Source organism: uncultured Bradyrhizobium sp., assembly GCF_947648125.1.
In the GTDB taxonomy this organism is placed as follows: Bacteria; Pseudomonadota; Alphaproteobacteria; order Rhizobiales; family Xanthobacteraceae; genus Bradyrhizobium.
On the sequence record NZ_CANSMR010000001.1, the window covers coordinates 648,612 to 673,563 of the forward strand.

25 protein-coding genes are annotated in these 24,952 nt (G+C 60.9%); 20 read left to right on the forward strand and 5 right to left on the reverse strand.

Annotated elements, in window-relative coordinates; genetic code table 11:
• Positions 1-5: 5 nt before the first annotated feature.
• The 4 genes from trbF to Q0030_RS03095 are packed head-to-tail and all read left to right on the forward strand — an operon-like array spanning position 6 to position 3,169.
• Entirely contained in the window at positions 6-689 is a 684-nt protein-coding gene (gene trbF / locus Q0030_RS03080; protein WP_298363120.1) for a conjugal transfer protein TrbF, read from the forward strand.
• Positions 686-1,708, forward strand: a complete 1,023-nt coding sequence (gene trbG, locus Q0030_RS03085) for a P-type conjugative transfer protein TrbG (RefSeq protein ID WP_298363121.1) — start codon at positions 686-688, stop codon at positions 1,706-1,708. The genes trbF and trbG overlap by 4 nt, the downstream gene beginning before the upstream one ends.
• The gene (locus Q0030_RS03090) at positions 1,708-2,919 is read left to right on the forward strand and encodes a TrbI/VirB10 family protein (protein ID WP_298363122.1); all 1,212 of its coding nucleotides are present in this window, start codon (positions 1,708-1,710) and stop codon (positions 2,917-2,919) included. The genes trbG and Q0030_RS03090 overlap by 1 nt, the downstream gene beginning before the upstream one ends.
• A 4-nt stretch (positions 2,920-2,923) precedes the next feature.
• On the forward strand, positions 2,924-3,169 hold the full coding sequence (locus Q0030_RS03095; RefSeq protein WP_298363123.1) for a DUF2274 domain-containing protein: 246 nt from the start codon (positions 2,924-2,926) through the stop codon (positions 3,167-3,169).
• Here Q0030_RS03095 and Q0030_RS03100 read toward each other — a convergent pair.
• The 4 genes from Q0030_RS03100 to Q0030_RS03115 form a co-directional block, all read right to left on the reverse strand.
• A complete protein-coding gene (locus tag Q0030_RS03100; protein ID WP_298363124.1) occupies positions 3,136-4,089 on the reverse strand; it encodes a LysR family transcriptional regulator in 954 nt (317 codons plus the stop codon). The genes Q0030_RS03095 and Q0030_RS03100 overlap by 34 nt on opposite strands.
• Positions 4,090-4,165: 76 nt before the next feature.
• Positions 4,166-4,798: an acyl-homoserine-lactone synthase gene (locus tag Q0030_RS03105; RefSeq protein ID WP_298363125.1), complete on the reverse strand. Its 633-nt coding sequence runs from the start codon at positions 4,796-4,798 to the stop codon at positions 4,166-4,168.
• A gap of 83 nt (positions 4,799-4,881) precedes the next feature.
• Positions 4,882-5,610, reverse strand: coding sequence for a LuxR family transcriptional regulator (locus Q0030_RS03110; RefSeq protein ID WP_298363126.1), 729 nt, complete (start codon positions 5,608-5,610; stop codon positions 4,882-4,884).
• Between the two features lie 290 nt (positions 5,611-5,900).
• The gene (locus Q0030_RS03115; protein WP_223970494.1) at positions 5,901-6,500 is read right to left on the reverse strand and encodes a TetR/AcrR family transcriptional regulator; all 600 of its coding nucleotides are present in this window, start codon (positions 6,498-6,500) and stop codon (positions 5,901-5,903) included.
• Between the two features lie 332 nt (positions 6,501-6,832).
• On the opposite strand from Q0030_RS03115, the gene Q0030_RS03120 reads away from it, so the two are divergent.
• The 7 genes from Q0030_RS03120 (at position 6,833) to Q0030_RS03150 (ending at position 14,384) form a co-directional block, all read left to right on the forward strand.
• The gene (locus Q0030_RS03120) at positions 6,833-8,056 is read left to right on the forward strand and encodes an LLM class flavin-dependent oxidoreductase (protein ID WP_298363127.1); all 1,224 of its coding nucleotides are present in this window, start codon (positions 6,833-6,835) and stop codon (positions 8,054-8,056) included.
• A gap of 139 nt (positions 8,057-8,195) precedes the next feature.
• Entirely contained in the window at positions 8,196-9,071 is an 876-nt protein-coding gene (locus tag Q0030_RS03125; RefSeq protein ID WP_298363128.1) for an enoyl-CoA hydratase/isomerase family protein, read from the forward strand.
• Positions 9,072-9,073: 2 nt separating this feature from the next.
• Positions 9,074-10,975: an AMP-binding protein gene (locus tag Q0030_RS03130; protein WP_298363129.1), complete on the forward strand. Its 1,902-nt coding sequence runs from the start codon at positions 9,074-9,076 to the stop codon at positions 10,973-10,975.
• 46 nt (positions 10,976-11,021) lie between these two features.
• Complete coding sequence (locus Q0030_RS03135) at positions 11,022-11,765, forward strand: creatininase family protein (RefSeq protein ID WP_298363130.1); 744 nt, start codon at positions 11,022-11,024, stop codon at positions 11,763-11,765.
• A 14-nt stretch (positions 11,766-11,779) separates the two neighbouring features.
• The gene (locus Q0030_RS03140; RefSeq protein ID WP_298363131.1) at positions 11,780-12,268 is read left to right on the forward strand and encodes a flavin reductase family protein; all 489 of its coding nucleotides are present in this window, start codon (positions 11,780-11,782) and stop codon (positions 12,266-12,268) included.
• A 28-nt stretch (positions 12,269-12,296) separates the two neighbouring features.
• On the forward strand, positions 12,297-13,091 hold the full coding sequence (locus Q0030_RS03145; RefSeq protein ID WP_298363132.1) for an enoyl-CoA hydratase-related protein: 795 nt from the start codon (positions 12,297-12,299) through the stop codon (positions 13,089-13,091).
• Positions 13,092-13,157: 66 nt separating this feature from the next.
• Complete coding sequence (locus tag Q0030_RS03150; RefSeq protein ID WP_298363133.1) at positions 13,158-14,384, forward strand: ABC transporter substrate-binding protein; 1,227 nt, start codon at positions 13,158-13,160, stop codon at positions 14,382-14,384.
• Positions 14,385-14,494: 110 nt separating this feature from the next.
• Here the strand turns inward: Q0030_RS03150 and Q0030_RS03155 are convergent, their stop codons facing one another.
• A complete protein-coding gene (locus Q0030_RS03155; protein WP_298363134.1) occupies positions 14,495-14,962 on the reverse strand; it encodes a MarR family winged helix-turn-helix transcriptional regulator in 468 nt (155 codons plus the stop codon).
• A gap of 422 nt (positions 14,963-15,384) precedes the next feature.
• Between Q0030_RS03155 and Q0030_RS03160 the strand changes: the two genes are divergently transcribed.
• From Q0030_RS03160 to Q0030_RS03200, 9 genes are all read left to right on the forward strand, one after another.
• Entirely contained in the window at positions 15,385-17,625 is a 2,241-nt protein-coding gene (locus tag Q0030_RS03160; RefSeq protein ID WP_298363135.1) for a xanthine dehydrogenase family protein molybdopterin-binding subunit, read from the forward strand.
• A gap of 16 nt (positions 17,626-17,641) precedes the next feature.
• Positions 17,642-18,079, forward strand: coding sequence for an SRPBCC domain-containing protein (locus Q0030_RS03165; RefSeq protein WP_298363136.1), 438 nt, complete (start codon positions 17,642-17,644; stop codon positions 18,077-18,079).
• A gap of 2 nt (positions 18,080-18,081) precedes the next feature.
• A complete protein-coding gene (locus Q0030_RS03170; protein WP_298363137.1) occupies positions 18,082-18,951 on the forward strand; it encodes a xanthine dehydrogenase family protein subunit M in 870 nt (289 codons plus the stop codon).
• Between the two features lies 1 nt (position 18,952).
• On the forward strand, positions 18,953-19,441 hold the full coding sequence (locus Q0030_RS03175) for a (2Fe-2S)-binding protein (RefSeq protein ID WP_298363138.1): 489 nt from the start codon (positions 18,953-18,955) through the stop codon (positions 19,439-19,441).
• Between the two features lie 38 nt (positions 19,442-19,479).
• Positions 19,480-20,721, forward strand: coding sequence for an FAD-dependent monooxygenase (locus Q0030_RS03180; protein ID WP_298363139.1), 1,242 nt, complete (start codon positions 19,480-19,482; stop codon positions 20,719-20,721).
• Positions 20,718-21,434 carry an isochorismatase family protein gene (locus Q0030_RS03185; RefSeq protein WP_298363140.1) on the forward strand — a complete coding sequence of 239 codons (717 nt, stop codon included), beginning with the start codon at positions 20,718-20,720 and terminating at the stop codon, positions 21,432-21,434. The genes Q0030_RS03180 and Q0030_RS03185 overlap by 4 nt, the downstream gene beginning before the upstream one ends.
• Positions 21,431-22,291 carry an alpha/beta hydrolase gene (locus Q0030_RS03190; protein WP_298363141.1) on the forward strand — a complete coding sequence of 287 codons (861 nt, stop codon included), beginning with the start codon at positions 21,431-21,433 and terminating at the stop codon, positions 22,289-22,291. The genes Q0030_RS03185 and Q0030_RS03190 overlap by 4 nt, the downstream gene beginning before the upstream one ends.
• A gap of 2 nt (positions 22,292-22,293) precedes the next feature.
• Positions 22,294-23,346 (forward strand): leucyl aminopeptidase, encoded by a 1,053-nt coding sequence (locus Q0030_RS03195; RefSeq protein ID WP_298363142.1) that lies wholly within the window; start codon positions 22,294-22,296, stop codon positions 23,344-23,346.
• A 168-nt stretch (positions 23,347-23,514) separates the two neighbouring features.
• Positions 23,515-24,864 carry an MFS transporter gene (locus Q0030_RS03200; RefSeq protein ID WP_298363143.1) on the forward strand — a complete coding sequence of 450 codons (1,350 nt, stop codon included), beginning with the start codon at positions 23,515-23,517 and terminating at the stop codon, positions 24,862-24,864.
• Positions 24,865-24,952 lie beyond the last annotated feature (88 nt).

The window sequence follows — 24,952 nt, forward strand, 5'->3', positions numbered from 1 at the left end:
CATCGATGTTCAAACGATCTTCCGTTCATTACGGGCGCATGCCCGGACCGATTACGCCTTATCAAAAGGCGGCACAGGTCTGGGACGAACGCATTGGATCCGCCCGCGTGCAGGCTAAAAACTGGCGCTTCATGGCGTTCGGCTGTCTCATGCTGTCGGCAGGTCTTGCAAGCGGACTTGTCTGGCAATCTGCGCAGGGGTCGATCACGCCTTGGGTGGTCGAGGTCGATCGTCTCGGCCAGGCTCAAAGGGTCGCTCCGGCCAGCGTCGACTATCAACCCACTGATGCACAGATCGCCTATCACTTAGCGCGCTTTATCGAGGATGTCAGAGGCCTTCCCGCCGATGGCATCGTGCTGCGCCAGAATTGGCTTCGGGCCTATGACTTTGCGACCGATCGCGGCGCGGTCGCCCTCAACGACTTCGCGCGCAACAACGATCCCTTTGCCAAGTTGGGCAAAACGCAGATTTCCGTCGAGGTCTCGAGCGTCATCCGTGCCTCACCCGACAGCTTTCGGGTCGCGTGGAATCAGCGCATTTACGACAACGGCTCGTTGAGCTCGACCGAACGTTGGACCGCGATACTCACGGTCGTCATCGAGATGCCGCGCGATGCCGAACGCCTGCGCAAAAATCCTCTTGGCGTCTACGTCCGCGCCATCAACTGGTCGAAGGAGCTGGGTCAGTGACCAAGACGACGTCAAACGCTTGTGCAAAGCCTTCTATTCGACACAGCAGGCTCAACGCCGGGTTCGTAACCTCGAAGCGAGCGATCTTGTCCACTCTGCTGTTTTGTACGTCGGCCCTCGGAGGTTGCGCGACCTATATTCCACCAGAGATCAGCTATGACGCGGAAGTGCCAGCGCTGCCGGCGCCTCCAGTGCCCGTCGACGACAGATCGAAATCGCTTCACGTTCCTCCGCTTTGGAAACCAGTGCTCGGCGGCAAGTCGGGGGTGAAGGAAGAGGCCGAACCTGTAAGCCGGGTTGAAGCCGCAAACAGCGCGGCGCGCGTCGAACCGCGTAAGCGGGGATATTTCAACGCGGCTCAGATCTACGCTTACAGTCCGGGAGCGCTCTACCAGGTTTACGCGGCCCCGGGTCAGATCACGGACATTGCGCTCGAGGAGGGAGAGCAACTGACAGGATCGGGGCCAATCGCGGCCGGAGACACAGTGCGCTGGGTCGTAGGCGATACCGAGAGCGGAAGTGGTGACACGCGACGCGTCCATATCCTGGTGAAGCCGACCCGCGCGTCGATCGAAACCAACCTTGTCGTCAATACAGACCAGCGTACTTATCTGATCGAGCTCCGCTCCCGCGAGCGGCCCTACATGCCATCCGTCGCCTGGTACTATCCCGAAACCGTTCGCGAACGATCGCGATCGGCCACGCTCAGACCCGTCCTTCCCGATCCAGCCCAGCGTGTCTTTCGTTATGCGATCGAAGGAGACAGCCCACCCTGGCGGCCGCTTGCCGCATATGACGACGGCCGTAAGGTCTACGTCGAATTTCCACAAGGGATTGTCCAAGGCGAGATGCCTCCGCTCTTCGTCATCGGCCCCGACGGCAAGACGCAACTCGTCAACTATCGCGCCTACGGCAATGTGTTGATTGTGGATCGACTGTTTGCTGCCGCGGAACTGCGGCTCGGGGGTGAACACCAGCAGAAGGTCAGAGTTGTCAGGACCGACGGGAGGCCGTCGTAATGAACACGCAGAACGGAAATGACCGCGAAGAGGCGATTCCTCCGCAAACGCAGGACGATGCGTCCAGAAGTTTCCGGCTAAGAGCGGACCATCCGCGCGTGACACGGTTGTCGCGGAAGGTTCTGGCGGGAGGAAGCGCGGTTGCCTTGCTCGTCATCGGCGGAGCTATGTTGTGGTCGTTGCAGAGCAATCGTGCCCGAAACCAGGCGACCGATGAGCTTTACAGCACCGACCACCACAATGTTGCCGACGGCATAGCGACGCTGCCGAAGGACTACACTGGCATTCCACGTCAGGCGGTACCGCAGCTAGGTCCGCCGCTCCCTGGTGACCTCGGTCGACCAATCCTTGCTTCCCGAGGCCAGTCGTCGACGATCGGCGCTGACTCGGAACAGCAGCGCCGAGACCAAGAGACCGAAGCAGCCCGGATCAGCCATTTGTTCGCTGCGACCAATGGAGGAGAGGTGCGTCCGCCCGCCGCTGCGGCTGCTGTAGGCGACCGTGTCGGGTCACCGAACGCAGCGAGCACCGCCGCCGACGGATTTTTGCAGAACGGTCAGGACGGGAAGCTTGCCTTCGTGAATGCTGCTGTGGATCGTCGCACGGTGAGCCCTGACCGAATCTCCAGGCCGGCTTCACCGTATATTGTACAGGCCGGGACGGTCATTCCGGGGGCCCTGATCACCGGGATCCGATCGGACCTTCCAGGCCAAATCACAGCGCAGGTGACAGAGAATGTTTTTGACACGCCAACTGGCCGCTATCTGCTTGTGCCTCAGGGAGCGCGTCTGATCGGCATCTACGACAGCCAGGTCGCTTTTGGCCAATCCCGCGTCCTCCTTGTTTGGACGAGGCTGATCATGCCGAATGGACATTCCATCGTTCTTGAGCGGCAGTCTGGCGCTGACACCGCCGGCTATGCAGGCCTCGAAGACCAGGTCGACAATCACTGGGGTGAGTTATTCAAGGCGGCTGCGCTGTCGACGTTCTTGGCTGTCGGGACGGAACTAGGTGCAGGATCCGACACAAATAGCAACGACAGCGCCATCATTCAGGCGTTGCGGCATGGCGCCTCCGACTCATTGAACCAAACTGGACAGCAGGTGGTTCGGCGTAGCCTCAATATTCAACCCACTTTGACCATACGACCTGGTTTCCCGGTTCGCGTTCTTGTCAACCGCGACCTCATACTCGCACCATACGGAGGGTAGTGCCATGCCCAAGCTTAAAATAGGAGCGTTGCCCGACGATAAGCCGGTCAAGGTCACCACTGAGCTTTCAGCTTCAGTTCATCGAGATCTAGTCGCATATGCAGAGGTTTTGGCACGCGAATGTGGGCAGTCCATCGATCCGGCGAGGCTGATCGCGCCTATGTTGGCGCGCTTCATGGCCACGGACCGTGGATTTGCAAAGGCGAGGCGAGCCGGTCACAGCCTGAGAGCTGTGGGAGGTGAGGGATAGCGTTCCGCCAACAGGCTGAGGAAACGCTTCAGAGCCGGATTCCCATTGTCGCCGCGCCAATGCGCGTAGAAGTCCACCTGGCTTGGCCCCGTTCCATCCTGCAATTCCCGGTACACCAGGCCAGCGAAACTTGCGCCGATATCCGATTCCATCACCAGAGTGAGCCCCATGCCCATATTCGTCAGATTTTTGATAATGCCGCGGCTTACGTCATGGCGCTCTACCGCGGGCCGGTCGTCAGATAACACGAGCTTCGAAATCAAGAGATCCTCGAGCTCTCGTCCAGGATCAATCTTGCTTAGAAGTATCTTTTCGTTACGCAAATCGGCCCAATAAATGATCTCGCGTGCCGCCAACCAGTGATCCTGACGCAACGAGATCAAGATGCGTTCGCTCCAGAGCAGCCGTGAGTTGACATCCTTTGAAACCAGACGTCCAGGGCTAATGACGACATCGACGGTCCCGTTACGGAGCGCGGTCATCAGATGAAAGCGAGAGCGCTCCATCGTTGCCAATTCGATCTGCGGGAGCAGCTTCTTGAATTCACCTATCGTTGTTCGCAAATTTCCGGTGGACACCGACGTGTAGAAGCCAATGACAAGATGGCCAGCATCGCCGCGACCACCGGACCTCCCAGTGTCAACGAGCGTGTCGACCTGTTCCAGGATCAGCCGCGCAATTCGCAAAACCGCTTGGCCAGCGACAGTGGGCTTGATTCCCCCGCTGGAGCGCTCGAACAGCGAAGTCCCAACTAGATATTCAAGCTGACCGATGGATCGGCTCAGGGCAGTGTGCTTGATCGAAAGCACTTCAGCGGCTCGTCGAAAGCTGCCGTAGTCGCAGGCAACCACGGCGAATCGAAGCTGTTGCAGGTTAACGGCGCTCGCCGCGTTTCGTCGATTGTTCTCTGTCATGTTCATAGCCAGTAGGCAAACCGCAAGACACGGCGTCCCGCTTAAGGCGGGACGTGCATATTGCTTGTTGGCATAGATCGTTCTAGACGGCCGCGGAGATTACTGGCGTCCAAAGGACCGGTGCCGAGAGACCGCCGGCCTTACGAAGGCTGACCAGAGTATCGCGAGAAACCTGAAGGTAACCCGCCACGGCTAACGTGTTGCCAATTGTGGAAGGAATGCCAATACGTCGCAGCGGCCAGCCAGCTCGTCGGAGGATTCTCTCCATTCGGACGTCCGTGACGGTAACGATATCCGTGAGCTGCCTAGAAAGCCCGAACTCGACCATTCCCGTAAATAGCTCGTAAGCAGCGCGAGTGATACCGTGATCTCCTTTTGGGGCATCGGCAGCAACATCGATTGCAAATCTACTACTTTCCCAGACGAGAGGAGTTGATGGCGTGGGTCGGCCTTCAAGGAGCGTTGGAAAGGTGTCGCGAAGCATGGTCGGGCCAAGAGTTGGAAGCAGGCGAACGGAACCTTGCACTTGGCCGTTTTCATCTATCTGGATTAGATAGTCAGGATACAGCGCATCGAATTCGTCGATCTCCATGTCGCCGCTGATCTGGACTTCCCATGCCATGCGCAGCTTGAAGACACGATGCCTCAACCGATGCATTTCAACGAGAGTGCCGGAAAACTCCCCATACGAAGGTGGCGTGATCAGTTGAATCATAATCCCTCCAAAGGTGATCATCACTCCTTTGAAGCGAGATTGTTGATGTGAGTCATTACCTGTGGTTGTAGGGGGCGTGCGTCCTAATTCTGCTTTCTTTTGCTAGCAGCGGCTAGATGCGTCACCGCCTGCGCGATCGTGCGAACGCCCAGCTTTTCCTTCGCATTCTCGAGGTAGTACGCAACTGTGTTGCGCGAGATACCGAGAATGCAGCCGATTTCCCAAGAGCTCTTTCCTTGAGCCGCCCACTCCAAACATTCTACTTCGCGGCGCGACAGTCGAATTCCGTCGAGACCATGTTCGTTCCCGAGCTTGCGACGAAGGTGAGCATGAAAATACATTGCCATGAGCTGAAGAACACGCGCGTACGAATCAATGCACTTCTCGAACTGTGGCCGGCGCTCGTCGGTGGCGAAAGTCAATGCAGCGATTGGGCCATACCCATCGTGAATGGGAACCGTGAAGCCAGACCGGATTCCGAATTGCGCGGCTTCGTCGAATAGTTGCCGCTGCGCCATCGAAGTGGTTTGTGATCGAAAATCGACTCCCCATCGAAAGGGCTCTGGGTTCTGAAGCGCTTCTCTAATGACGGGGTCGATGATTTGATACTTGTTGTGTAGATAATGGGCCGTCCACCGCGATGGATAAGTCGAGATGAGTTGGGGATGCTTGTTTTCTTCGCTCTTGAGAGCGAGATAAGCGAAACACGATAGGTCCAAAGCGGATGCTGTTTTCGCCAGCGCGTTGGAGAAGCCTGCGGCATCTTCGGCGCCGACTATTGCATCAATGAATTCTTGGAATACCTGATGCATATGTTCTCTCCCAGATCAGTATGCGCATTAGCCTTGTAGGCGACCCACCGCAGCGTCGTCGCGGTGCGGCGCTTGAGGATGCCTTGCCCGTCGGGCTGACGGAAAGCCTGCTAACGTCAAGCGCCACACGTCTCTGCAGCTACGCCGAAGGGAACTAATCAAGGCCTGGATCGCACGGGGCTCGCCCATCACATTCGGATCTCTCATGTGCAGCAACGGCGATACGCGGGATTCTGCGGACGCGAGGACCGTCTCATTGATAGGGTTTGCGCAGGCAGGCCAGACGTAGGTTAGAGGTCGCCGCGGCCGAGCAGCGCGTGTAGCGCAGCCTGCCGCATGATGGAGACGATTGACGCCTCGTCTAGGCCCTTCTTGAGTGTCGCCGCCGTGTTGAGCATGGAGAACACGCCCTGCGTTAGCAGTCGCGCCTCCGGTTCGGACAGGTCGGGCCGAAGCGGCATTACGACGGAAACCCACTCTTCGGCGTACAACGCCATCTCGCGCCGGATCCTTCTGTGGTCGTGTTCAGGAAGAGCGTGCTCGTTCTTTGTGAAGATGAGCGTGCTGGGTGGTCCCTTGAGAATCAACCGGATGTGCGACTCGACCATCGCCACGATGGCCGCCTTAGGTTCCGTCGTCGTTTCCGCGATCCGCTTTGCGATCCCGTGCACGATCTGCGTCGGCTCCTCCAGAACCGCGATCAGAAGTGCCTGCTTGTTCTGAAAGTGGCGATAAAGTCCGGGGCCGGTGATGCCCGCGCGTGCAGCGATCATCTCGACAGTGACCGCGTCGTAGGAGTGCTGCAGGAAGAGCTCGGCGGCGACCGCGATCAACTGTGCGCGCCGCCCGCTGCTGTATGCCCGCTTGATCGGTAATGGCTGGATGCTCATCGGGACGAACCGTACCACGCAGCGCACACGAAGCACCTTGCCATCCCTCGCGCCCGCGTCGTCTGTCCCAAGCTGAATGAACGGATCACGTAAACATCTCGTTTCATCGGAATGTAAATCATGCCTAACTTTTTTGCGACGTCGCCTGGCCTCGGGTAAGGGCCTCGGCACCTTGTTGTACGCGCTTTGCTTTACAGCATTTCATATTTTTGCGAGAAATCTAGAAATATTCTATTCAAGGGCCCGGCTGACTGAAGGCTGTTGACAAGGCGATTCACTGAGCTCAATGTTAGTGCAGATTAACATTTTGGACTCAAATGGAGGCGCGACGCATGCGGTTTGTCTTCTTTAGCGAGGGGGAGACCCCACCGGGACATACCCACGCGCGGCGCTACCGCGAGCTCATTGACGAGGTTCTGCTGGCGGAAAAAGTGGGCTTCGATGCGTTCGGGTGCTCGGAACAACACGTCGCGATTGGCACGGCCTCGACCTCAGCCCCCGAAGTGATTTTTCCGTACTTGATGGCGCTGACCAGCAGGATCCAATTCATCCACCTGATCACGCCGCTGCCCAAGAAGATCAACCACGCGCTGCGCGTTGCGGAGCGGCTGGCGACCGAGGATATCCTGTCCAACGGCCGCGTCGCGCTTGGCGTCGGACGCGGCAACACCACCCTCGCGCTGCGCGCCTTCGAGGTTTCCCCCGACGAGACGCGGGGCCAGCAAATCGAAGGCATCGAGGTCATTCGCCGAGCCCTCGCGAACGACGTCTTCTCCTTCGTCGGAGAGCACTACAAGATCCCGCCGCGCAGCCTGGTTCCCAAGCACGTTCAGCAGCCCTATCCGCCGATCCTGATGGCGACCGGAAGCCCGGAGTCGGTCACTGCTGCGGCCCGGATGGGCATCGGCGCCATGATGGGTGGCGGCTATAGCGGATTCGGCTCCGTGCAGAGGATGGCCGACCTCTACGACAAGGAGCTGGCGAGCGCCGAGCATGTGTACCCGGTGCAGGCGCAGAAGGTAGCGGTCGTGTCCGGCGGAATGCACTGCGCTGAGACGAGTGAGGAGGCGGAGCGGTGGGCGGCCACTCTGGCCGAGAGCGTCGCTCTGTCCATCGACGCCTACGAGCGGCTCTCGAAGCTGTCCAGCGACTATGCGAGCCTCGGAAAGATCAAGAACGTCGACTTCAGAAACCAACGCTACCTATTTGATGAGTCGGCCAGCTTCATCGTCGGGGATCCCAAGACCTGCATCGCCCAGGTTCAGCGGTTCGTCGACATAGGCATCGACGCGATCGCGATGCGCGTCGACGGTCTCCCGCACCGGGAGTTGATGAAGTCCATCGAGCTCTTCGGCAATTACGTTATCCCTGCTTTCAAGAACCCCAGGTCGGTGGTGCGCAGGGCAGAGGAGATCCTTGCCGACATTCGAACCGCTCGCCCTGCCCACTATGCCGAAGTCGAGGCCCACCAGCGCGCCGCCGGAAAGACCGACGAGACTGCTCCCAAGAAAGCCGACAAGGCCGTCGGCGCCGCCATGGTGGGAGAGACCCGATGACCAACTTGCCCCACGACGACATCTTCGCGGAGGCCGGCAGGCCTTCCGTGAAAAGCGACCCTCGCGCTTCCATCGGCCCGCGATGAGGACCGTTCGGTCATGATCACACGCTCGAGCAACTAGAGGAGCGATGCATCAGATGACGGCTCCATCCACGCCAAACGAGAGCGAGGCGGCTACCGGGCTGCTGACGGTCGACCACGACGGTGTCGTGGTCGCAACGCTCAACAGGAGGCCGGCCAATGCGTTGAACCGTCCGCTGCTGCTCGCCATGACGGCGCTGTTCGGGGATCGTGGCGAGAGCGATCCGCCGCCGCTGGTGATCACCGGCGCCGGAAAGCGGTTCTTCTGCGTCGGCGGCGACATCAAGGAGGCGGATGGCCTCGCCGCTGACCCGATCGCGGACCGGATGCGGGCGTTCCACAACCTGCTGGTTGCGATGGAACGATACCCGGCTCCGGTGATCGCCGCCGTCAACGGCGACTGCGTCGGCGGCGGCGTGGAATACGCGCTCTTTGCGGACGCTGTGCTTGCCGTGCCTCACGCCAGGTTCGGATTTCCAGAGATCAGACATGGCCTTCTGCCTGCGGATAAAGGCATCCAGCGGCTCGTCCGACTGATCGGGATGCGGGCCGCGCGTGACCTGCTGCTGAGCGGGGAGCTCATCGGCGCTGACCAGGCGGCGCGGTTGGGTCTCGTCGACGCCATCGTCGAGCCGGACCGATTAGTGGCGGAAGCGCTCGGCCGAGCCCGCGAGGCCGGACGACGCGCGCCTGTCCTCTATGCGGCGCTCAAGCATACCGTGAACGACTACGACGACATTGAGAATCAACAGCGAGCCGAAATGACGCTCGCCAAGGCTGCCTCCTGGTTCAATGACCCCGTGGCCCGGAGCCTCCGTGAAGGATGGAGGCAGGGTCGTGCGTTGTCGCGACCTTCCGACGGAAGGCCGCCAGCGCTGAACACCACACCGAACGCAGGCCCGGCAGGTCTGCTTCACGAACCGGAGCGATGACAATGGTCACAAATCCCGCCCCCGCAGCCGCCGCCCGCACACAGCAGGTGCCAGTGCTGAGCGGCGTCGTCGACAGCGGCGTCGCCAACTTCGAGGCCGTCGAGCGAACCTTCGCCCAGATGGTGCAGGACCGAGCCGAGATCGAACCCGAGGAGGTCGCGTTCTGTCAATGGGACGGTACGCGCGCGATCCCGACCACGTGGGCGCAGTATGCCTCGGCCGTGCGCGAGGTGGCGCTCGGCCTGGCCGCCCTCGGCGTCACGCGCGGGGACAGGGTCGCCATCATGGCGCCAGGCCGGGGCGAGTGGGTGATAACGGCGCTCGGCATCCTCTCCGTCGGGGCGATCCCGGTGGGCGTCTACCCCACGAGCGCCGCCGTGGAGGTGAGGCAGCTCGCCGGGCACAGCGAAGCTGTCGCCATGGTCGTCGGAGACGATGCCGACGTCGCAAAGGTTGCCGCGGTCGCTGCGGAGCTTCCCGCGCTGCGGGCCGTGATCAGCTTCGACGGCGCTCCGTCGGGGCTGCCCGAGACGGTCGCCAGCAAGACTTGGGCCGACCTGCGCGAGGCCGGCCAAGCCCTCGACGAAACCAACCCGGCTCTGTTCGACTTCCTCCTCGACGGTGGGGGCATCGATCAAACGGCGGCCTTGTTCTACACCTCAGGATCCACAGGAACCCCCAAGGGGGTCATCCATACCCACCGCACCCTGCAGTACTCGATACTCGGCTCCGTCGTTCTCAACCCCGAACTGACCAAGAGCCGCCGAGACTCAGTCAGTTTCCTGGGCCTGTCACACGTCTCTCCGGCCTTGTCCGGCGTTTTTGCGCCGATCATGACCCGGGCGGTGGTGACCTTCTGCCGCTTGGACCAGAGCTCCGAGGCCCTCCGCGGCGTACGTCCTACCGGGATCGTTTGGCCGCCGCGGCTTCATGAGAAGCTGCTCAGCGGCGCACTCTCGGCGATCAAAGCTTCGCCGGCATCCTTCCAAAAGTCCTACGAGGACGCGATGGCGGTGGCTCGAGAGGTCGCCGCCGCGCGCCGGCGCGGCGACATCGTGCCTGCCGAACTGCAAGCACGCTACGACAAGGCGCAGGAGCAGGTGTTCCTGCCCCTGCGCGCGAAGTTGGGCGTGGATCGGGTCGACGTCGCTTGGACCGCGTCGGGAGCGATGACCCCCGAGGTGCATGCCTTGTGGCAAATGTGGGGCTTGGATTTGCGCGAGCTCTACGGCACCACCGAGACCTGCGGTTGGGTCCTCGCGCAGTGGGACCGCGCCTTCCCACCTCCGGGATCCGTCGGCAAGGCGATGCCGGATCCGCGATTCGCGATCAAGATCAGCAGCGAGGGCGAGCTGATGGTGAAGGGGCCCCTGCTGTTCCGCGGCTACTGGAACGACCCGGAGGCGTCCGCGGCAGTGATGGATGGGGAGTGGTACCGCACTGGCGACCTCGTCCAGGTCGACGCCTCCGGAGAGGTCAAGCTCATCGGTCGGGCCAAGGACATCATCGTCACCAGTGGCGGCAAGACCATTAGCCCGCAGCCCATCGAGGTGCGCCTCAAGGCAAGTCCCCTTGTCGAGGAGGCCGTGGTTGTCGGTGATGGCCGCAATTACCTCACCGTCCTCATTTGGCCGACCGAGAAGGGCGGCAGGCTCAACAGGGATGCGCTGCATGAGGGCCTGCGATCCTGGATCGAGCAACTCAACGCCGAACTCGCGCGTCCCCTTCAGCTCAAGGACTTCCGTATCGCGCCACGTGCGCTCTCGCCCGGCGCGGGTGAGCTCACGTCCAAGGGCACGATCCGTCGAGCTGCGGTGCTGACCTCGTTCAGCGCGCTCGTCGACGAGATGTACAGCGCCGCGGAGCGCAACGAGTTCGCTGGCCAGGCGCGGCTCCAGGGCTGAGGAGGGACATGAGATGAAGTATCCCAGGCGACCGAGGGAGCTGCGAATGGAGTATCTGACCAGCGCCGAGATCGTTGAGGCGATCGCCGGCGGCGCCCGTACGGCGATCCTTCCGCTGGGCGCGATCGAACAGCACGGACCTCATCTCCCGCTGTCAGTGGACAGCGATCACGCCGACGCCCTCGCGCTTCGCATCGCCAACAAGCTAGGCACTGCACTGGTCCTGCCCACGGTCAGGGTGGGGTACTCGCCCCACCACCTCGGCTTCGCCGGTACCCTCTCGGTGCGTCCCTCCACCTTGGAGGCGATCTGTATGGATTACTGCAGCAGCCTGGCTGCGCACGGGTTCACCCGCGTCGTCCTCTTCTCCGGTCATATCGGCAACTATCCGATCATGCGCGACTTCGAGCCGCGGCTGGCTGCGGCGCTCACCCCGACACTTCAGGTCATCGTCTATAGAGACAGTGCCGCGATTCTGGACGCGTGGCGGAGGTCCGCGCAGTCGGTCGCTGGTCTGGGAAGCCACGTCGGTGGTCACGCAGACGTGGCGGAGACCTCGGTGATGCTCGTCCTGCACCCCGAAAGCGTTCGGGCAGACCGGGCGGCGGCGGGATACCTGGGCACGGTCGACGAGGAATTTCTGCATCGGGCGTTCGTCGACGGCATCGACGCGGTCTCGCCCAACGGTGTCCTCGGCGACCCCAAAGGGAGTTCGACAGCGATCGGCCACGCCGCACTGGATGCCGTGACCGATCTCGTGGTCGAGTACGCCACCGCGTACGGAGCGTGAGTCGCATGCCATCCATGAGCGAGCAGATGGATAGCAGGATGCTGCGCGACGCTTTCGGCGCATTCCCGACCGGTGTGGTGGCGGTGGCGGCGCAGGTCGACGGGAGGCTGATGGGTCTCGCGGCCTCCTCGTTCGCCTCGGTCTCTCTCGAACCCCCGCTGGTGTCATTCTGTGTTGCGAAAGGCTCGTCCACGTGGCCCGAGCTGCGCAAAGCCGAGCACCTCGGTGTCACGGTGCTCGCCGAAGACCACGGCGCATTGTGCCGCCAGCTCGCCGGCCCGGCTCAGGAGCGGTTCAGCGGCATCGCCTTCGAGATCACTGATAGCGGTGCGGTGATGCTCACCGAGGGGATCGCCCAGTATGACTGCACTGTCCGCGAGGAGTTGGAGGCGGGCGATCACGTCATCGTGCTGCTCCAACTCCATGCCGTCGTCGTCCATAGCCGCGGGCAGCCCCTCATCTTCCACCGCAGCGAGTTCGGAAGGCTGCAGCCGCAGACGTAACCGACAGGGAAACAAAAGGAAAAGATCAATGACACAGCATGGCTACAAGTATCTGATCATCGAGAAGCGCGACAGCGGCGTCGCCGTTGTGACGATGAACCGGCCGGATATTCTGAACGCGATCAACTGGGAAATGCACGAGGAACTGGAGCAGGTCTTTGTGGATCTCGACAAGGACGAGTCCGTCCGTGCGATCGTTCTGACCGGTGCAGGCCGCGGCTTCTGCTCGGGGGGCGATCAGAAGTCGCTCGACACGGGGCTCGGCAAGGGCAAGGGTCCGTCGCCAACGAGGGGCGGACGCCACCTCATCCGCAATATGCTTGAGGTGGAGGTGCCACTTATCGGCGCCGTCAACGGCGTTGCTGTCGGTCTAGGTGCAACACTTGCATTGTTCTGCGACGTCATCTTCGCAAGCCCGACTGCGCGATTTGCCGATACCCATGTGACGGCCGGCGTGGTGGCCGGAGATGGTGGTGCCGTGATCTGGCCGCTGCTGATGGGACCGGTGCGAGCGAAACACTATCTCATGACGGGCGAGTTCATTTCCGCGGAGAAGGCGGCGTCCATGGGGATGATCAACGAAGTCATTTCTGACCGGGACGTTAAGGACGCAGCCATCGAGTATGCCGAGATGCTCGCCGGCGGTCCGCAGAAGTCAATCATCTGGACCAAATACAGCATCAACAAGATTATCAAGCAGTATGCGCATCTGCTGCTCGATACGTCTGTTGCACTGGAGGCACTGACTTTCACGTCGCCAGAGCGACGCGAAGCTGTGGCCGCATTTGCAGAGAAGCGGAAGCGCTTTGCGGAGCGAGGATGAATGTCGAATCCCTTGATGCACTGGAGGAGACATTACATGAAGAATTGCATCGGAAAGGAAATGAGAATGAGGACTGGGTTTCTGCATCTGGTCATCGCAATGGTGCTAACGATTACGCTGACGGTCTCACCGGCGAAAGCCCAGAAAAAATACGACCCCGGCGCCAGCGATGCGGAGATCAAGGTCGGTCAGACCATGCCATTCTCGGGGCCGGCATCGGCCTATGCCTCGATCGGCAAGACAGAGGCCGCCTATTTCAAGATGATCAACGATCAGGGCGGTATCAACGGCCGCAAGATCAACCTGATTCAGTATGACGACGCCTATTCGCCGCCGAAGGCGGTGGAGCAGGTGCGCAAGCTCATTGAGAGCGACGAGGTGCTCCTGACTTTCCAGATCCTCGGCACGCCTTCGAACGCAGCCGTGCAGAAATATCTCAATTCCAGGAAGGTGCCACAGCTGTTCGCGGCCGCCAGCGCCTCGAGGTTCTCCGATCCGAAAGACTTTCCGTGGACCATGGGCTATGACCCGAACAACTTTGTCGAGGGGCGCATCTACGGCCAGTTCATCCTGAAGGAGCATCCGGACGCCAGGATCGGCGTGCTTTATCAGAATGACGACTTCGGCAAGGATTATCTGAACGGCATCAAGGCGGGGCTCGGAGACAATGCCGCCAAGATGGTGGTCGCGGAAGCTGCCTACGAGGTGACCGATCCGGCCGTCGACTCGCAAGTCCTCAGGATCAAGGATGCCGGCGCCGACCTGTTCTTCATCGCCGCCACCCCGAAGCAGACGGCGCAGGCAATCAAGAAGACCGCTGAGATCGGGTGGCATCCGGTCCAGATCGTCGACATGAAGGCTAGCTCGGTCGGCAGCGTCCTGAAACCGGCCGGGCTTGAAAACGCCAAGGGTCTCATCAGCACCAATTACGGCAAGGAGCCGCTCGATCCGCAATGGAAGGACGATCCGGGCATAAAACGCTATCTGGCTTTCATGGAGAAGTACGATCCGGACGGGGACAAGAGCTCGAACTTCAACACCTATGCCTACAGCGCGGCACAGCTTCTGGTCCACGTGCTGCAGCAGTGCGGCGACAACCTGACGCGCGAGAACGTCATGAAGCAGGCGGCCTCGCTCAAGAATGTCACGGGCGACCTCGCGCTGCCCGGGATCACGATCGACACCTCGCCGACCGACTACCGCCTCCACAAACGGTTGCAGATGATGCGGTTCAACGGCGAACGCTGGGAGCTGTTCGGCCCAATCCTGGAGGTCGCGGGGCCTGCGGGCTAGTTGCTTAGTTCTGCGATCCAATCGGCGGCCTGTGGGCCGCCGATTTTTTTCGGAGGCGGCATCGCGTGCCGGATCAGGCGCAAAATCCTCGACCCCGGACGGGAACGGGCTCAGCGGCGTATGATCTTCTTGAGGATTTCGGTAAGTGTTCGAAATTCTTCCCGGGTCAAGGGAGCGAACGTCTCGCTTGAAATCTCACCGACCGTTTCGATTGCGGCGTCCGCCACTCGTCTGCCCTTGTCGGTCAAATCGACCTCCCGCCGTCGCGGATCCAAAGGATCCTCGGAACTCGTTATAAGGCCGCGTAATTTGAGACGATTAATAACGCCGGTAATGGTAGCCGAGTCGTAGTGTATAAGGCGTCCCAAATGGTTTTGCGAACAAGGTCCGACCTCCCTCAATTTCGCCAGCGTTGAGAATTGGGGCGCCGTCAATTCTTCAATCATCTTCGCGGCAAAGATGGCTGTGTGAGTACGGAGCGCGACGCGCAGCAAGAAGCCCGGTGCGTCATCCAGCCTGTATGACTGTGCAGCTTCTTTTTTCTTTTCCACCGAGCGCCGCTTCGTTTTCGTTTGCACGACTTTCGTTCCCTTGCGGTTGCCGCATCTCGCCGAGAGAGCTTTGGCTGATCGACTCCGAAGTCCTCGGCGCCGATCATTGGTCTACATTCGTTGAACTCAGGAATCCATCTTTGTTGGCCGGAGACCGACTTTATCGTCCCACCGCCGTGTTGAGGTGATCCGGCACGAGCTGCCCGTTTCCCGGCTCCTCGGTCGTCCGGGTGGCGGACATCTACAGCTTTAAGGACTGAAGCCGTGCGGCGCTCAACATTCGGCCGCGAGCTGTTGGACGGGCTCCCCTCATTCGCGGTGCGGTGCATCATAGATCATGTGTACAAGTGCAGCACTTGCATACAAGTGATAAATGCCGTAGTGTCCTCAGATCGCCTCAGCGGGGCACCAAGGCACCATCGGCTTCACGAATGTCGGCAACTGACCAAATGAGCTCCGTTCGACCAGACCTGATCGAGAAGGTCACGGGGCGCGCCGAATACATTACCGACCTGACGGTCCCGGGGATGCTGCACGGATTTGTGGTTCGTTCGCCGGCCGTTCATGCCCGCATCGTTTCGATCGACACGAGCGCAGCCCGTTCGATGGACGGCGTCGTGGACGTGCTTGTCGGCAAGGATGTCGCCTCGTTCGGGCGCTGGGGCGTTGTGCTCAAGGACCGGCCCATCATTGCTACCGACCGTGTGCGATATGTAGGCGAACCCGTCGCCGTGGTGATCGCTGAAACAATCGAGATCGCGGAAAACGCCGCAGAACTAGTTGATATCGAATACGATGAGCTTCCGCGCGCGACGACCATCCAGGAGGCCATGGCGGAAGACGCGCCGCTGATCCATGAACGCCACGAAAATCTTCAGGACTTCTATTTCAAGGGTGGCGCCAAGCCGACGCAAGGTAGCAACATCTTCCACACCTACCGCAGCAATGTCGGCGATGTCGACGCCGCCGAGGCGGCCGCTGCCTACGTTCACGAGGATCACTTCACGTTTCCAGCCATCTCTCACTTTGCGATGGAGCCGCACACGGTCATCGCGGACTTCAAGGGCGATTCCCTCACAGTCTGGGCCGGTGCGCAGACGCCGACCGCGGTTCAAAAGGTGCTGTCGCGCCTGTTCGGTCTGCAGTTGGCCAAGGTCCGTGTCATCGTCCCTTTCGTCGGCGGCGGCTTCGGCGGCAAGGCCTCAGTGAAGATCGAGCCGCTGGTGGCGGCCGCTTCGTGGAAGGTGCAGCGCGCTGTCCGCGTGGCCCAATCGATTTCCGATTCGATGCTGACCTGCCGAAGGCTCGGGGCCGACGTCACGATTCGCACGGCCGTGGACGCAAAGGGACGAATCCTCGCCAAGAGCGCCAAACTGCTACTCGATGGCGGCGCCTATTCCGACACGGGTTCGGCTGTCGCTACCAAATCAGCCAATCGCATCATTGGCCCCTATGCGGTGCCGAACCTGCGCCTCGAGGCCTCGGCTATCTATACCAACACCGTTCCCGGCGCCGCCTTCCGTTCTATCGGCGGGCCGCAGGCTGTCTGGGCCAAAGAATCCCATATGGACAATGTCGCTGCGGCCATCGGCATGGATCCGGCCGAGTTCCGGTTGAAGAACCTCGCTGCCCGTGGTGAGCGCACACGGCCCGATCTCCGTGCGCTCGACATGGACATGAGTGAGCTGATGGGCCGTGTGACCCAGTCGTTCGCATCGGACTCGCAGGCTTCGAATCGGCGGCCTCGCGGAATGGCGGTCGCCGCGACCGATCCGGCGAACACGCCGATCGCCAACGCGATCGTCCGTCTCAAGATCGATGGATCGATCCTGGTTTCGGTCTCCAGCGTCGAAGTCGGCCAGGGCGCGCATGCAACCATGGCCCGGATCGCCGCGCAGACGCTGAAGCAGCCGTTCTCCGCAGTCAGCACCTTGCGCGCAGATACGGCCGTCGCCCCATACGACTGGGGCACGGGCGCGAGCCGATCGACCGTCGTGGTCGGCCTGTCGGTCGAGAATGCTGCGCTCGATGCCGCCGATCAGATCCTCGACATGGTCATGGATGTCTGGGAGCTTCCCAAGGAGAGTCTGTCGCTCGTCGAGGGGGGGGTCTCTACCGGGTCGGAGGTTCTGACCTTCCATCAGATCTTCCACCGCACGCTCGGCGTCGACTCCGGGGAGGTCGTCGGGCGTGGCGCGATCACGCCGCGTTCGAAGAAAGGCGCGCTGGCCGAGTCACCGCTGTTCTGGGAAACATCCGCGGGCCTTGCCGAAATCGTCGTCGATGAGGACACCGGCGAGATTCGCGTGCCACGTTACGCGAGCGCCGCCGACGTCGGGCGCGTGATCAATCGCGTCGCCGCGGAAGGCCAGGACGAGGGCGCCGCCACCATGGGCTTCGGACACGCGCTCTACGAACAGCTAGAATTCGAGGACGGTCAACCCATCAACGCGACGCCAATCGACTACATGATCCCGCGCATTTCGGACGTGCCGCCGGTGTTTGACACCATCCTGGTCGAGAATGGCGACGGGCCGGGCCCGGGCGGCGCCAAAGGAATGGGTGAAGGAGCAATCCTGCCCGTCGCGCCGGCGATCGCCAATGCGCTGTTCTCGGCCTACGGCATCCGAATTACGGATCTCCCCATGACGCCTGAAAAGGTATGGCGCGCCTTGCAGAAGAGAAAGTGAATTCATGGAATTCAATATGTCGATGCTGGTGCCGGCGACGCCAGAGGATCTCTGGAAGACGTTGATTGACGTGCCCAGCATCTCGTCCTGTATCCCCGGATGCGAGGACGTCGAAGAGATCGCGCGGCTGGAATCCTACAAGGCGACGGTCAAGCAGAAGATCGGGCCTTTCAAGCTCGAAGTGCCGGCCGAGATCCTTGTCGAGTCGGTGACGGAGCCGTCTCACGTCCGCACTCGTGCCACGGGCCGCGACAAAATCACCGGGACCAGGCTCGCGGTCATCCTCGACGTCAGCGTGATTCCGGAAGACTCGGGCTCCAAGCTGGCCGTCGACGCGAAGGTCGACATCCAGGGGCGCCTGGCGACCATGGGACTCGGGATCATCAGACGCCGCGTTGACCAGAATTTCGAGGAATTCGAGGCGCGACTCAAAAACCTGCTAGGCGCGGCCTGATCATGCTGACGACTCCTTTCGAATTTGAGAGGGCATCCACCATCGCCGACGCCATCAGGGCGGTCGGGCAGGAGGGCGACGGCATGTTTTATTCCGGCGGCACCGAATTGCTGCTGGCGATGAAGATGCGCGTCATCCATACCGAGCGGCTTATCGACATCAAGGGAATCCCCGGCCTCGATCGCATCGTCCTGAACGACGCGAACGAGCTGGAAATCGGCTCGCGCTGCACGCACGCAAAGATCGCGGGCGATCCCGTCATTCGCGAACATGTGCCGGCGCTGGCCTCGCTCTGTGCCGATGTGGCGAACGTCCGGGTCCGCAGCGTCGGAACAATCGGCGGCAATCTGTGCTTCGGCGAGCCGCATGCGGATCCGCCAACGATGCTCGGGGCGTTGGATGCGCGGCTGGTGCTTCAAGGTCCGAGCGGCACCCGCTTGGTCCACGCCGACGATTTTATCCGGAGCGAGCTGGAAACGGTGCGGGAGCCCGACGAGTTGCTGACGCGCGTGGTGTTTCCGCGCCCTGCCGGGCCCGTGACCTATCGGCGGTTCAAGCACGGTGAGAGGCCCTCGGTGAACGTCGCCATGGCCTGGTCGCTGGACGCCAACGGAAGGAGGATCAGAAGCGCCCGCGTGCGGGTCGGAGCGCTCGGTTCGCGACCTCAGCCCTTGAAGGCAGTTGAAGAAGCCCTCCAGGGCATATCCGTCGCCGAGGTTCGCCCGGCTATCGAGGCGGTGCTCCCGACGGCACTGGATGAGCTTGAAGTCAATGAGGATAGGCATGGCGGCGCCGACTATAAGCGCCATCTTGCAGGTGTCTTGCTGCTGCGAAACGCCGAAGAGGCCATCGCAGCAGGCGGGTGCGCATGACATGACGTATGCGCTGCCAATTTCATTCTCGTTGAATGGCCAGGCGACCGCGATCGAGGTTCCGACCCATACGCTGTTGATCGATCTGATCCGCGATCGCCTTGGCCTAAAGGGGACCAAGCGTTCCTGCGACATGGAAGTGTGCGGCGCTTGCACCGTTCTGCTCGACGGTGAACCGATATCGAGTTGCACCACACTCGCCGTCGATGTCGATCGGCGGGAAGTCACGACAATTGAGGGCGTGACGCCGCCCGATGGCCTATCACGGATTCAGAAGGCGTTCGTACTTCACGGCGGCCTTCAGTGCGGCTTCTGCACGCCGGGCTTCATTATGGCGGTCACAGCATTGCTGAAGGCGACGCCGCACCCGACCGATGAAGAAATCCGTCACTACCTGCACGGCAACCTCTGCCGTTGCACGGGATACACCAAGATTTTCGTAGCCGTAAGGAGCCTTGCCGCCGGGCAAGTCTCCGAAGATGCCGCTTAATCCGTTGCGAGACAGCGCAATTATCGTTTGGAGATGTCATGAGCATTGAACAGGTCAGCAAATCAAGCGTCCTCATTGCCGGCGCCGGCATCGGCGGTTTAGCGATGGCGCTGTCACTGCTCCGTCGCGGCATCGATTGTGACGTACTTGAGCAAGCGTCCGAGTTGCGCGAGGTGGGAGCCGGCCTTTGGATCTCCATGAACGGCGTGCGCGTTCTTCGGGATCTTGGCCTCACCGAACAGGTCGAGCAAAACTGCATAGCGGCCGAGCGACGCTCGATTCGGCTGTGGAACACCGGGGATAGGTGGCCGCTCTACAACCGCAGCTCCGATGCAGCGCGCAATCAACCCTATCTGCTGCTGCGCGCTCACCTGCTGAAGATCCTGGTTGACGGCGTGCGCCAGTTGAAGCCGGGCGCCATTCATCTGAACGCCCACGTTGTCGGGTTCAGTCAAAACGGCGAAGGGGTACGGGCCAAGCTCGCTGACAGCTCCGAAGTCGAAGGGCGCGCCCTGATCGGCGCTGACGGTGCTCATTCGAAGGTCCGTCTTGGCCTTATCGGCAAGATCGAGAGCCAGTACACGAAGACCATCGCCTGGCGCGGCCTTGTGCCGGTCGACCGCCTTGCGCCGCATCAGCGCGAACCCGAGGTGGCAACATGGATTGGGCCCACCGCGCATGTCACGGCCTACCCGGTCCGCTGGCAGAACACGGTGATGATGACCTTTTCGGGCCAGGTCGACCATGACGATTGGCTTCTCGAATCCTGGTCGGAGAGCGGTTCGGTCGAGGAATGCCTAAAGGACTTTGAGGGTTGGCATCCGGACATCGTCGACTTGGTCAAGAACGTCGATACCCTGAACAAATGGGGCCTATTCGTGCGGCCGTCGCTGGCTAGCTGGTCGAAGGGGCGCGTTACCCTGCTTGGCGACGCCTGCCATTCGATGCTGCCGTACCTCGGGCAGGGCGTGAACATGGCGCTGGAGGATGCATCAGTCCTCGCCCGTTGCCTCGATGAGAATCCCAACGACGTCGCGGCGGTATTCGAGGCATATCAAAGTCTCCGGCTCGATCGCACCAGCAAGGTCGTGAAGTCGGCGGCCGGCATGCTGCCGATCTTCCATAACAAGGCGTTGTGCAAGCCGGAGACGGCGGGTGATTACATCAAGACGCAGTGGTCATCGGAAGCAACATCCGCACGCTACGACTGGATCTACCGGTACGACGCGACCACCATTCCTCTTCACTCCGCCGACGAACATAACTGGAGCGGGCAATGACTGCCGTAAAGCAGCCGTGGGATGATGTGCTGCCTCTCGAAGAGCGCGAGACGTATGTGCTCGCAGGGCTAGGTGGCGCGGCTGGATTTGGCAAACGACCTGCGCTTCTTGTCATCGATGTGCAGTACCGCTCGGTCGGCGACAGGCCGATGCCGATCCGCGAGGCAATCAAGCAATATCCCACCAGCTGCGGCGAAGCGGGTTGGCATGCCATCGCACATATCGCCGAATTGGTGCGGCTGTTTCGCGAGAGAAAATGGCCGGTGATTTTCCCGCATGTAGCGCGGAAGGTGGGCCAGGACCAGGGCGCGTTCTCCGCAAAGATCCCCGGTATCATGCGGATCCCGCCCGAGGGCTATGAGTTCGTCCGTGAAGTGGCTCCGGAGCCCGGCGAGTTACTGCTGCCGAAGACGCAGGCAAGCGCATTCTTCGGCACTCCGCTTGCGACGTATCTGATCGGGGCCGCCATCGACTCGCTTGTGGTGACCGGCTGCACGACAAGCGGCTGCGTCCGGGCCTCGGTCGTGGATGCGTGCGCGTTGAACTTCAAATCAATCGTGCCGAGCGATGCGGTCTATGACCGCTCGCCCACGTCGCACGCCATCAACCTGTTCGATATCGCCAGCAAGTACGCAGACGTGGTGCCGACGGACGTCGCAATCGAGCGCCTTCGTCCGCTGTCGGACTTTCGTACAGAGGATCAGCTGACGTGAGCCGCGCCCCAGCATCCGGACTTCTGTACGGGGCACATGTGCGCGCCAACAGCATCCGTCAGCACTATCTGCGTTTCGGCGGAACAGGAACTGCTATCGTGATTGTGCCGGGCATATCGACGACTGCGGCGCAATGGGCTTTCATCGCGGAGCGATTGTGCATCGGACACGACGTATACGTGCTCGATGTCCGCGGCCGCGGCCTGTCCGAAAGTGGCCCGCATCTCAATTACTCTCTCGACGCGTGCGCATCCGATCTCGTCTCGTTCGCTGGGGCGCTCGGACTTGGTCCGTACACACTGATGGGCCACTCAATGGGCGGCCGCATCGGAATACGTGCTGCACGCTGGCGGCCATCATCTGTTGAACAGCTGATATTGATCGATCCACCGGTCTCTGGTCCGGGACGCCGGGCCTACCCGATTCCGATCGAACCCCTCCTCAAACTGCTTCATAGCGCAAAGCGTGGCGAGATCGACGCAGCTCTGCGCAGCCCTTCCGCGCCTCGGTGGCCTGAGCAGCACATCCGCGCCAGGGCGGAGTGGATGCATACTTGCGACGAGCGCGCGCTCATCGAAGGTCACAGGGGCTTTCATCACGATGACATTCATCGCGACCTCGCCCACCTCAGCGTTCCGACCGCATTAATCGTTGCGGGGCGAGGAGGGGTCATTCGGCCCGAAGATGAAACAGAAATTCGCAGATTGCTGCCGTCGATCGCGATCAGGACGCTGGAGAGCGCGGGGCACCAAATGCAGATCGACGATACGGAGGGCTTTCTTTCGATCGTTGAAGAGCTTCTAGCGCGACCGGTTCGACCGTCGCGCGTCCACGTCCAGCAAACAGGAGATCAGTGAAGATGTCCCGACAAATCGTTGATGTTGACATGCTAGAGCTTTTCAAGGCCGAGTTGACACTCTGCAAGGTGAAGAAGGGCGAAATTGTTGCGGTCCTGAGCGGCGGCGAGGATCAGCAGGAATACGCCCAGGCTTTCATGCTCGCTGCGCAAAGCCTGGGCGCAACGACCTTTCATCTCAACGTGCCCAAGTACGGCCAGGGCAAGGTCGCGGGCGTGCAGGGCCGGCATGCGCTCGCCGGCAACCAGCCGGCGATCGATACGCTCAAGCGCGTGGATATGGTGATCGATCTTCTGGGGTTGCTGTTCTCCCGTGAGCAACTCGAAATTCAGGAGGCAGGCACGCGCATCCTGCGTGTGATGGAACCGTTCCACATCCTCAAGAAAATGTTCCCGACCGAAGATCTGCGCCGGCGAACAGAGCTCTCGCGAACCCTGCTGCAGTCGGCCAGCAAAATGCGGATCACGTCACCGGGCGGAACGGACGTCATCTATGGCCTGAAGCAATACCCGGTCATTTCCGAATACGGATACACGGATGAGCCCGGGCGCTGGGATCACTTCCCGTCAGGTTTTGCCTTTACCCAGGCGACCGACGGCGAGGTCAACGGCACTGTGGTGCTGATGCCCGGTGACATCCTCTGCGCGTTTAAACGTTACATCCAGTCGCCGGTCACGCTGACCATCAAGGATGGCTACATCGTCGACCTCAAGGGTGAAGGCACCGATGCGTTGCTCATCAAGAATTATATCGACAGCTTCGGCGATACGCGCGGCTGGGCGATCTCGCATATCGGCTGGGGGGCGAACGAGCGTGCCACCTGGCACCACATCGCCGCTTCCCAGGAATTCTCGTCGGAGCACATCATGAATGCGCTCTCCTTCTACGGGAACGTCCTGTTCTCGACGGGTCCGAACACGGAGCTCGGCGGTACGAATGACACGCCGTGTCATTTGGACATTCCGCTTCGCGGCTGCAGCCTGTGGCTCGATGATATTCACATCCTCGACAAGGGCGATTTTGCTTATCCGCAGTTGAAGGCACCGGGCCGCTAGGCCCTGCGCATCACGCGCGCAAGTCCGGAGTCGCGAATGCGCTCCGAATGATACCGGGGTCGCGTTTGTGCCCTCCAATAAATGCCGGAGTCGCCGTTCGACCCTCAAAGACGCAGCAAGCGTCTCGGCAATTCTATCGATCTCAATCCTCCAACAGGAACGCGTCACATGTCGGCAGCCACCTCGAGTTCGGAAGACTACACCCCGGGGCAACGGTACTCGATCATGATATCGGCGATGCTGGGCTACATACTCGATTTCTATGACGTTCTGATATTCCCGTTCCTCTTGCCTGCGATCCAGCGATCGATGTCGCTATCGCTCACCGAGGTCGGCTCGCTGCAAGCGCTTACATTGTTCGGATCGGCCATCGGTGGAGCGCTATTCGGCGTTATCGGTGATCGATTTGGCCGAAAGACTTCGCTTCAGCTCACAATCGCACTGTTTTCTGTCGCCGCGATTGTTTCGGCGTTCGCATGGAATTACTGGTCTCTTGCCGCGCTGCGCTTGATCACCGGCATCGGTCTCGGCGGCGAGTACGGCGTCGGCATGGTGCTCTTCAACGAGGCCTGGAAAAAAGGCAGCCGAGGTTTGGGGGCGGCCGCGCTCCAAGGTTGCGCCGTGATCGCGTCGTCCACGGCTTCAATCGTTGGCATCTGGTTGATTGCAACGTTCAGTGACGAGTGGAGCTGGCGCATCGGTTTGCTGAGTGGCGGCGTGCCCATTCTACTGATCATCTTTATTCGCTTCTTCATGCCTGAATCCAAGATCTGGCTGGAGTATGAGGCGCAACGCAAGGCCAGCCGGGCCACGGCAGAAGCTCGCACACTTCCGCTCGCGGATCTCTTCCGGAACGGGCTGGCACGGCAGACCGTCATCGGCTTCGTATGGTTGATGAGCTATATGCTCTGCTACTACAGCGTCGTCTCTTTTATTCCGACGCTGCTTCTACGTGATATGCATACGCCAGGTGATGTCGTCCGTACGACGGCCGTCCTGCTCTCCGTAGTCAGCGGCATTTGCTACCTCGCGAACGGCTTTTTCAACGACAGAGCCGGCCGCCGCTTCGGAGCTCTCGTGCCCGCGCTGTTTTGGGTCGGGTCTCTGGTCGGTATGGCCGTATGGGGCAGTCAGCTCTACGCCGGATCGAAGACCGAATGGCCGATGTTCTGGCTCTACATCGGTTTCGGCATTGGCAACGTGGCGCTGGGTGTGACAGGCGTCTGGATTTCCGAACTCTATCCGGTCAACCTGCGTGCGACGGCGGTGTCTACATTCTATATGGGAGGTCGAGGGCTCGGCAGCATCGCCCCCGTGATTGTACCGCTTGCGGCCGGGCATTTAGGCGGAAGCCTGCTGAACGGCATGGTGGCCGTGGCCCTTCCCGCTGCGGCTATTTTCATTCTCTCCTCACTTCTGCTTCCCGAGACCCTGGGTCGTGATTTATCCGCAAGGGGCTTTAAGGTCGACACGGAAACGGAAGGCAACATGAAGGCAGCTTCGGTCTCGGGTGTTTGACAGACGAACGAGTAGATGACGGCGCGCGCATTATGCGCATGCGGCATATCTCGAGGTTGTACCGGCTGCACTGACATTGGATGAAAAG

Coding starts and splice junctions, on each gene's coding strand:
- trbF (WP_298363120.1), top strand. CDS start 6: ATGTTCAAACGATCTTCCGTTCATTACGGGCGCATGCCCGGACCGATT.
- Q0030_RS03090 (WP_298363122.1), top strand. CDS start 1,708: ATGAACACGCAGAACGGAAATGACCGCGAAGAGGCGATTCCTCCGCAA.
- Q0030_RS03095 (WP_298363123.1), top strand. CDS start 2,924: ATGCCCAAGCTTAAAATAGGAGCGTTGCCCGACGATAAGCCGGTCAAG.
- Q0030_RS03100 (WP_298363124.1), bottom strand. CDS start 4,089: ATGAACATGACAGAGAACAATCGACGAAACGCGGCGAGCGCCGTTAAC.
- Q0030_RS03105 (WP_298363125.1), bottom strand. CDS start 4,798: ATGATTCAACTGATCACGCCACCTTCGTATGGGGAGTTTTCCGGCACT.
- Q0030_RS03110 (WP_298363126.1), bottom strand. CDS start 5,610: ATGCATCAGGTATTCCAAGAATTCATTGATGCAATAGTCGGCGCCGAA.
- Q0030_RS03115 (WP_223970494.1), bottom strand. CDS start 6,500: ATGAGCATCCAGCCATTACCGATCAAGCGGGCATACAGCAGCGGGCGG.
- Q0030_RS03120 (WP_298363127.1), top strand. CDS start 6,833: ATGCGGTTTGTCTTCTTTAGCGAGGGGGAGACCCCACCGGGACATACC.
- Q0030_RS03125 (WP_298363128.1), top strand. CDS start 8,196: ATGACGGCTCCATCCACGCCAAACGAGAGCGAGGCGGCTACCGGGCTG.
- Q0030_RS03130 (WP_298363129.1), top strand. CDS start 9,074: ATGGTCACAAATCCCGCCCCCGCAGCCGCCGCCCGCACACAGCAGGTG.
- Q0030_RS03135 (WP_298363130.1), top strand. CDS start 11,022: ATGGAGTATCTGACCAGCGCCGAGATCGTTGAGGCGATCGCCGGCGGC.
- Q0030_RS03140 (WP_298363131.1), top strand. CDS start 11,780: ATGAGCGAGCAGATGGATAGCAGGATGCTGCGCGACGCTTTCGGCGCA.
- Q0030_RS03145 (WP_298363132.1), top strand. CDS start 12,297: ATGACACAGCATGGCTACAAGTATCTGATCATCGAGAAGCGCGACAGC.
- Q0030_RS03150 (WP_298363133.1), top strand. CDS start 13,158: ATGAGGACTGGGTTTCTGCATCTGGTCATCGCAATGGTGCTAACGATT.
- Q0030_RS03160 (WP_298363135.1), top strand. CDS start 15,385: ATGAGCTCCGTTCGACCAGACCTGATCGAGAAGGTCACGGGGCGCGCC.
- Q0030_RS03165 (WP_298363136.1), top strand. CDS start 17,642: ATGTCGATGCTGGTGCCGGCGACGCCAGAGGATCTCTGGAAGACGTTG.
- Q0030_RS03170 (WP_298363137.1), top strand. CDS start 18,082: ATGCTGACGACTCCTTTCGAATTTGAGAGGGCATCCACCATCGCCGAC.
- Q0030_RS03175 (WP_298363138.1), top strand. CDS start 18,953: ATGACGTATGCGCTGCCAATTTCATTCTCGTTGAATGGCCAGGCGACC.
- Q0030_RS03180 (WP_298363139.1), top strand. CDS start 19,480: ATGAGCATTGAACAGGTCAGCAAATCAAGCGTCCTCATTGCCGGCGCC.
- Q0030_RS03185 (WP_298363140.1), top strand. CDS start 20,718: ATGACTGCCGTAAAGCAGCCGTGGGATGATGTGCTGCCTCTCGAAGAG.
- Q0030_RS03195 (WP_298363142.1), top strand. CDS start 22,294: ATGTCCCGACAAATCGTTGATGTTGACATGCTAGAGCTTTTCAAGGCC.
- Q0030_RS03200 (WP_298363143.1), top strand. CDS start 23,515: ATGTCGGCAGCCACCTCGAGTTCGGAAGACTACACCCCGGGGCAACGG.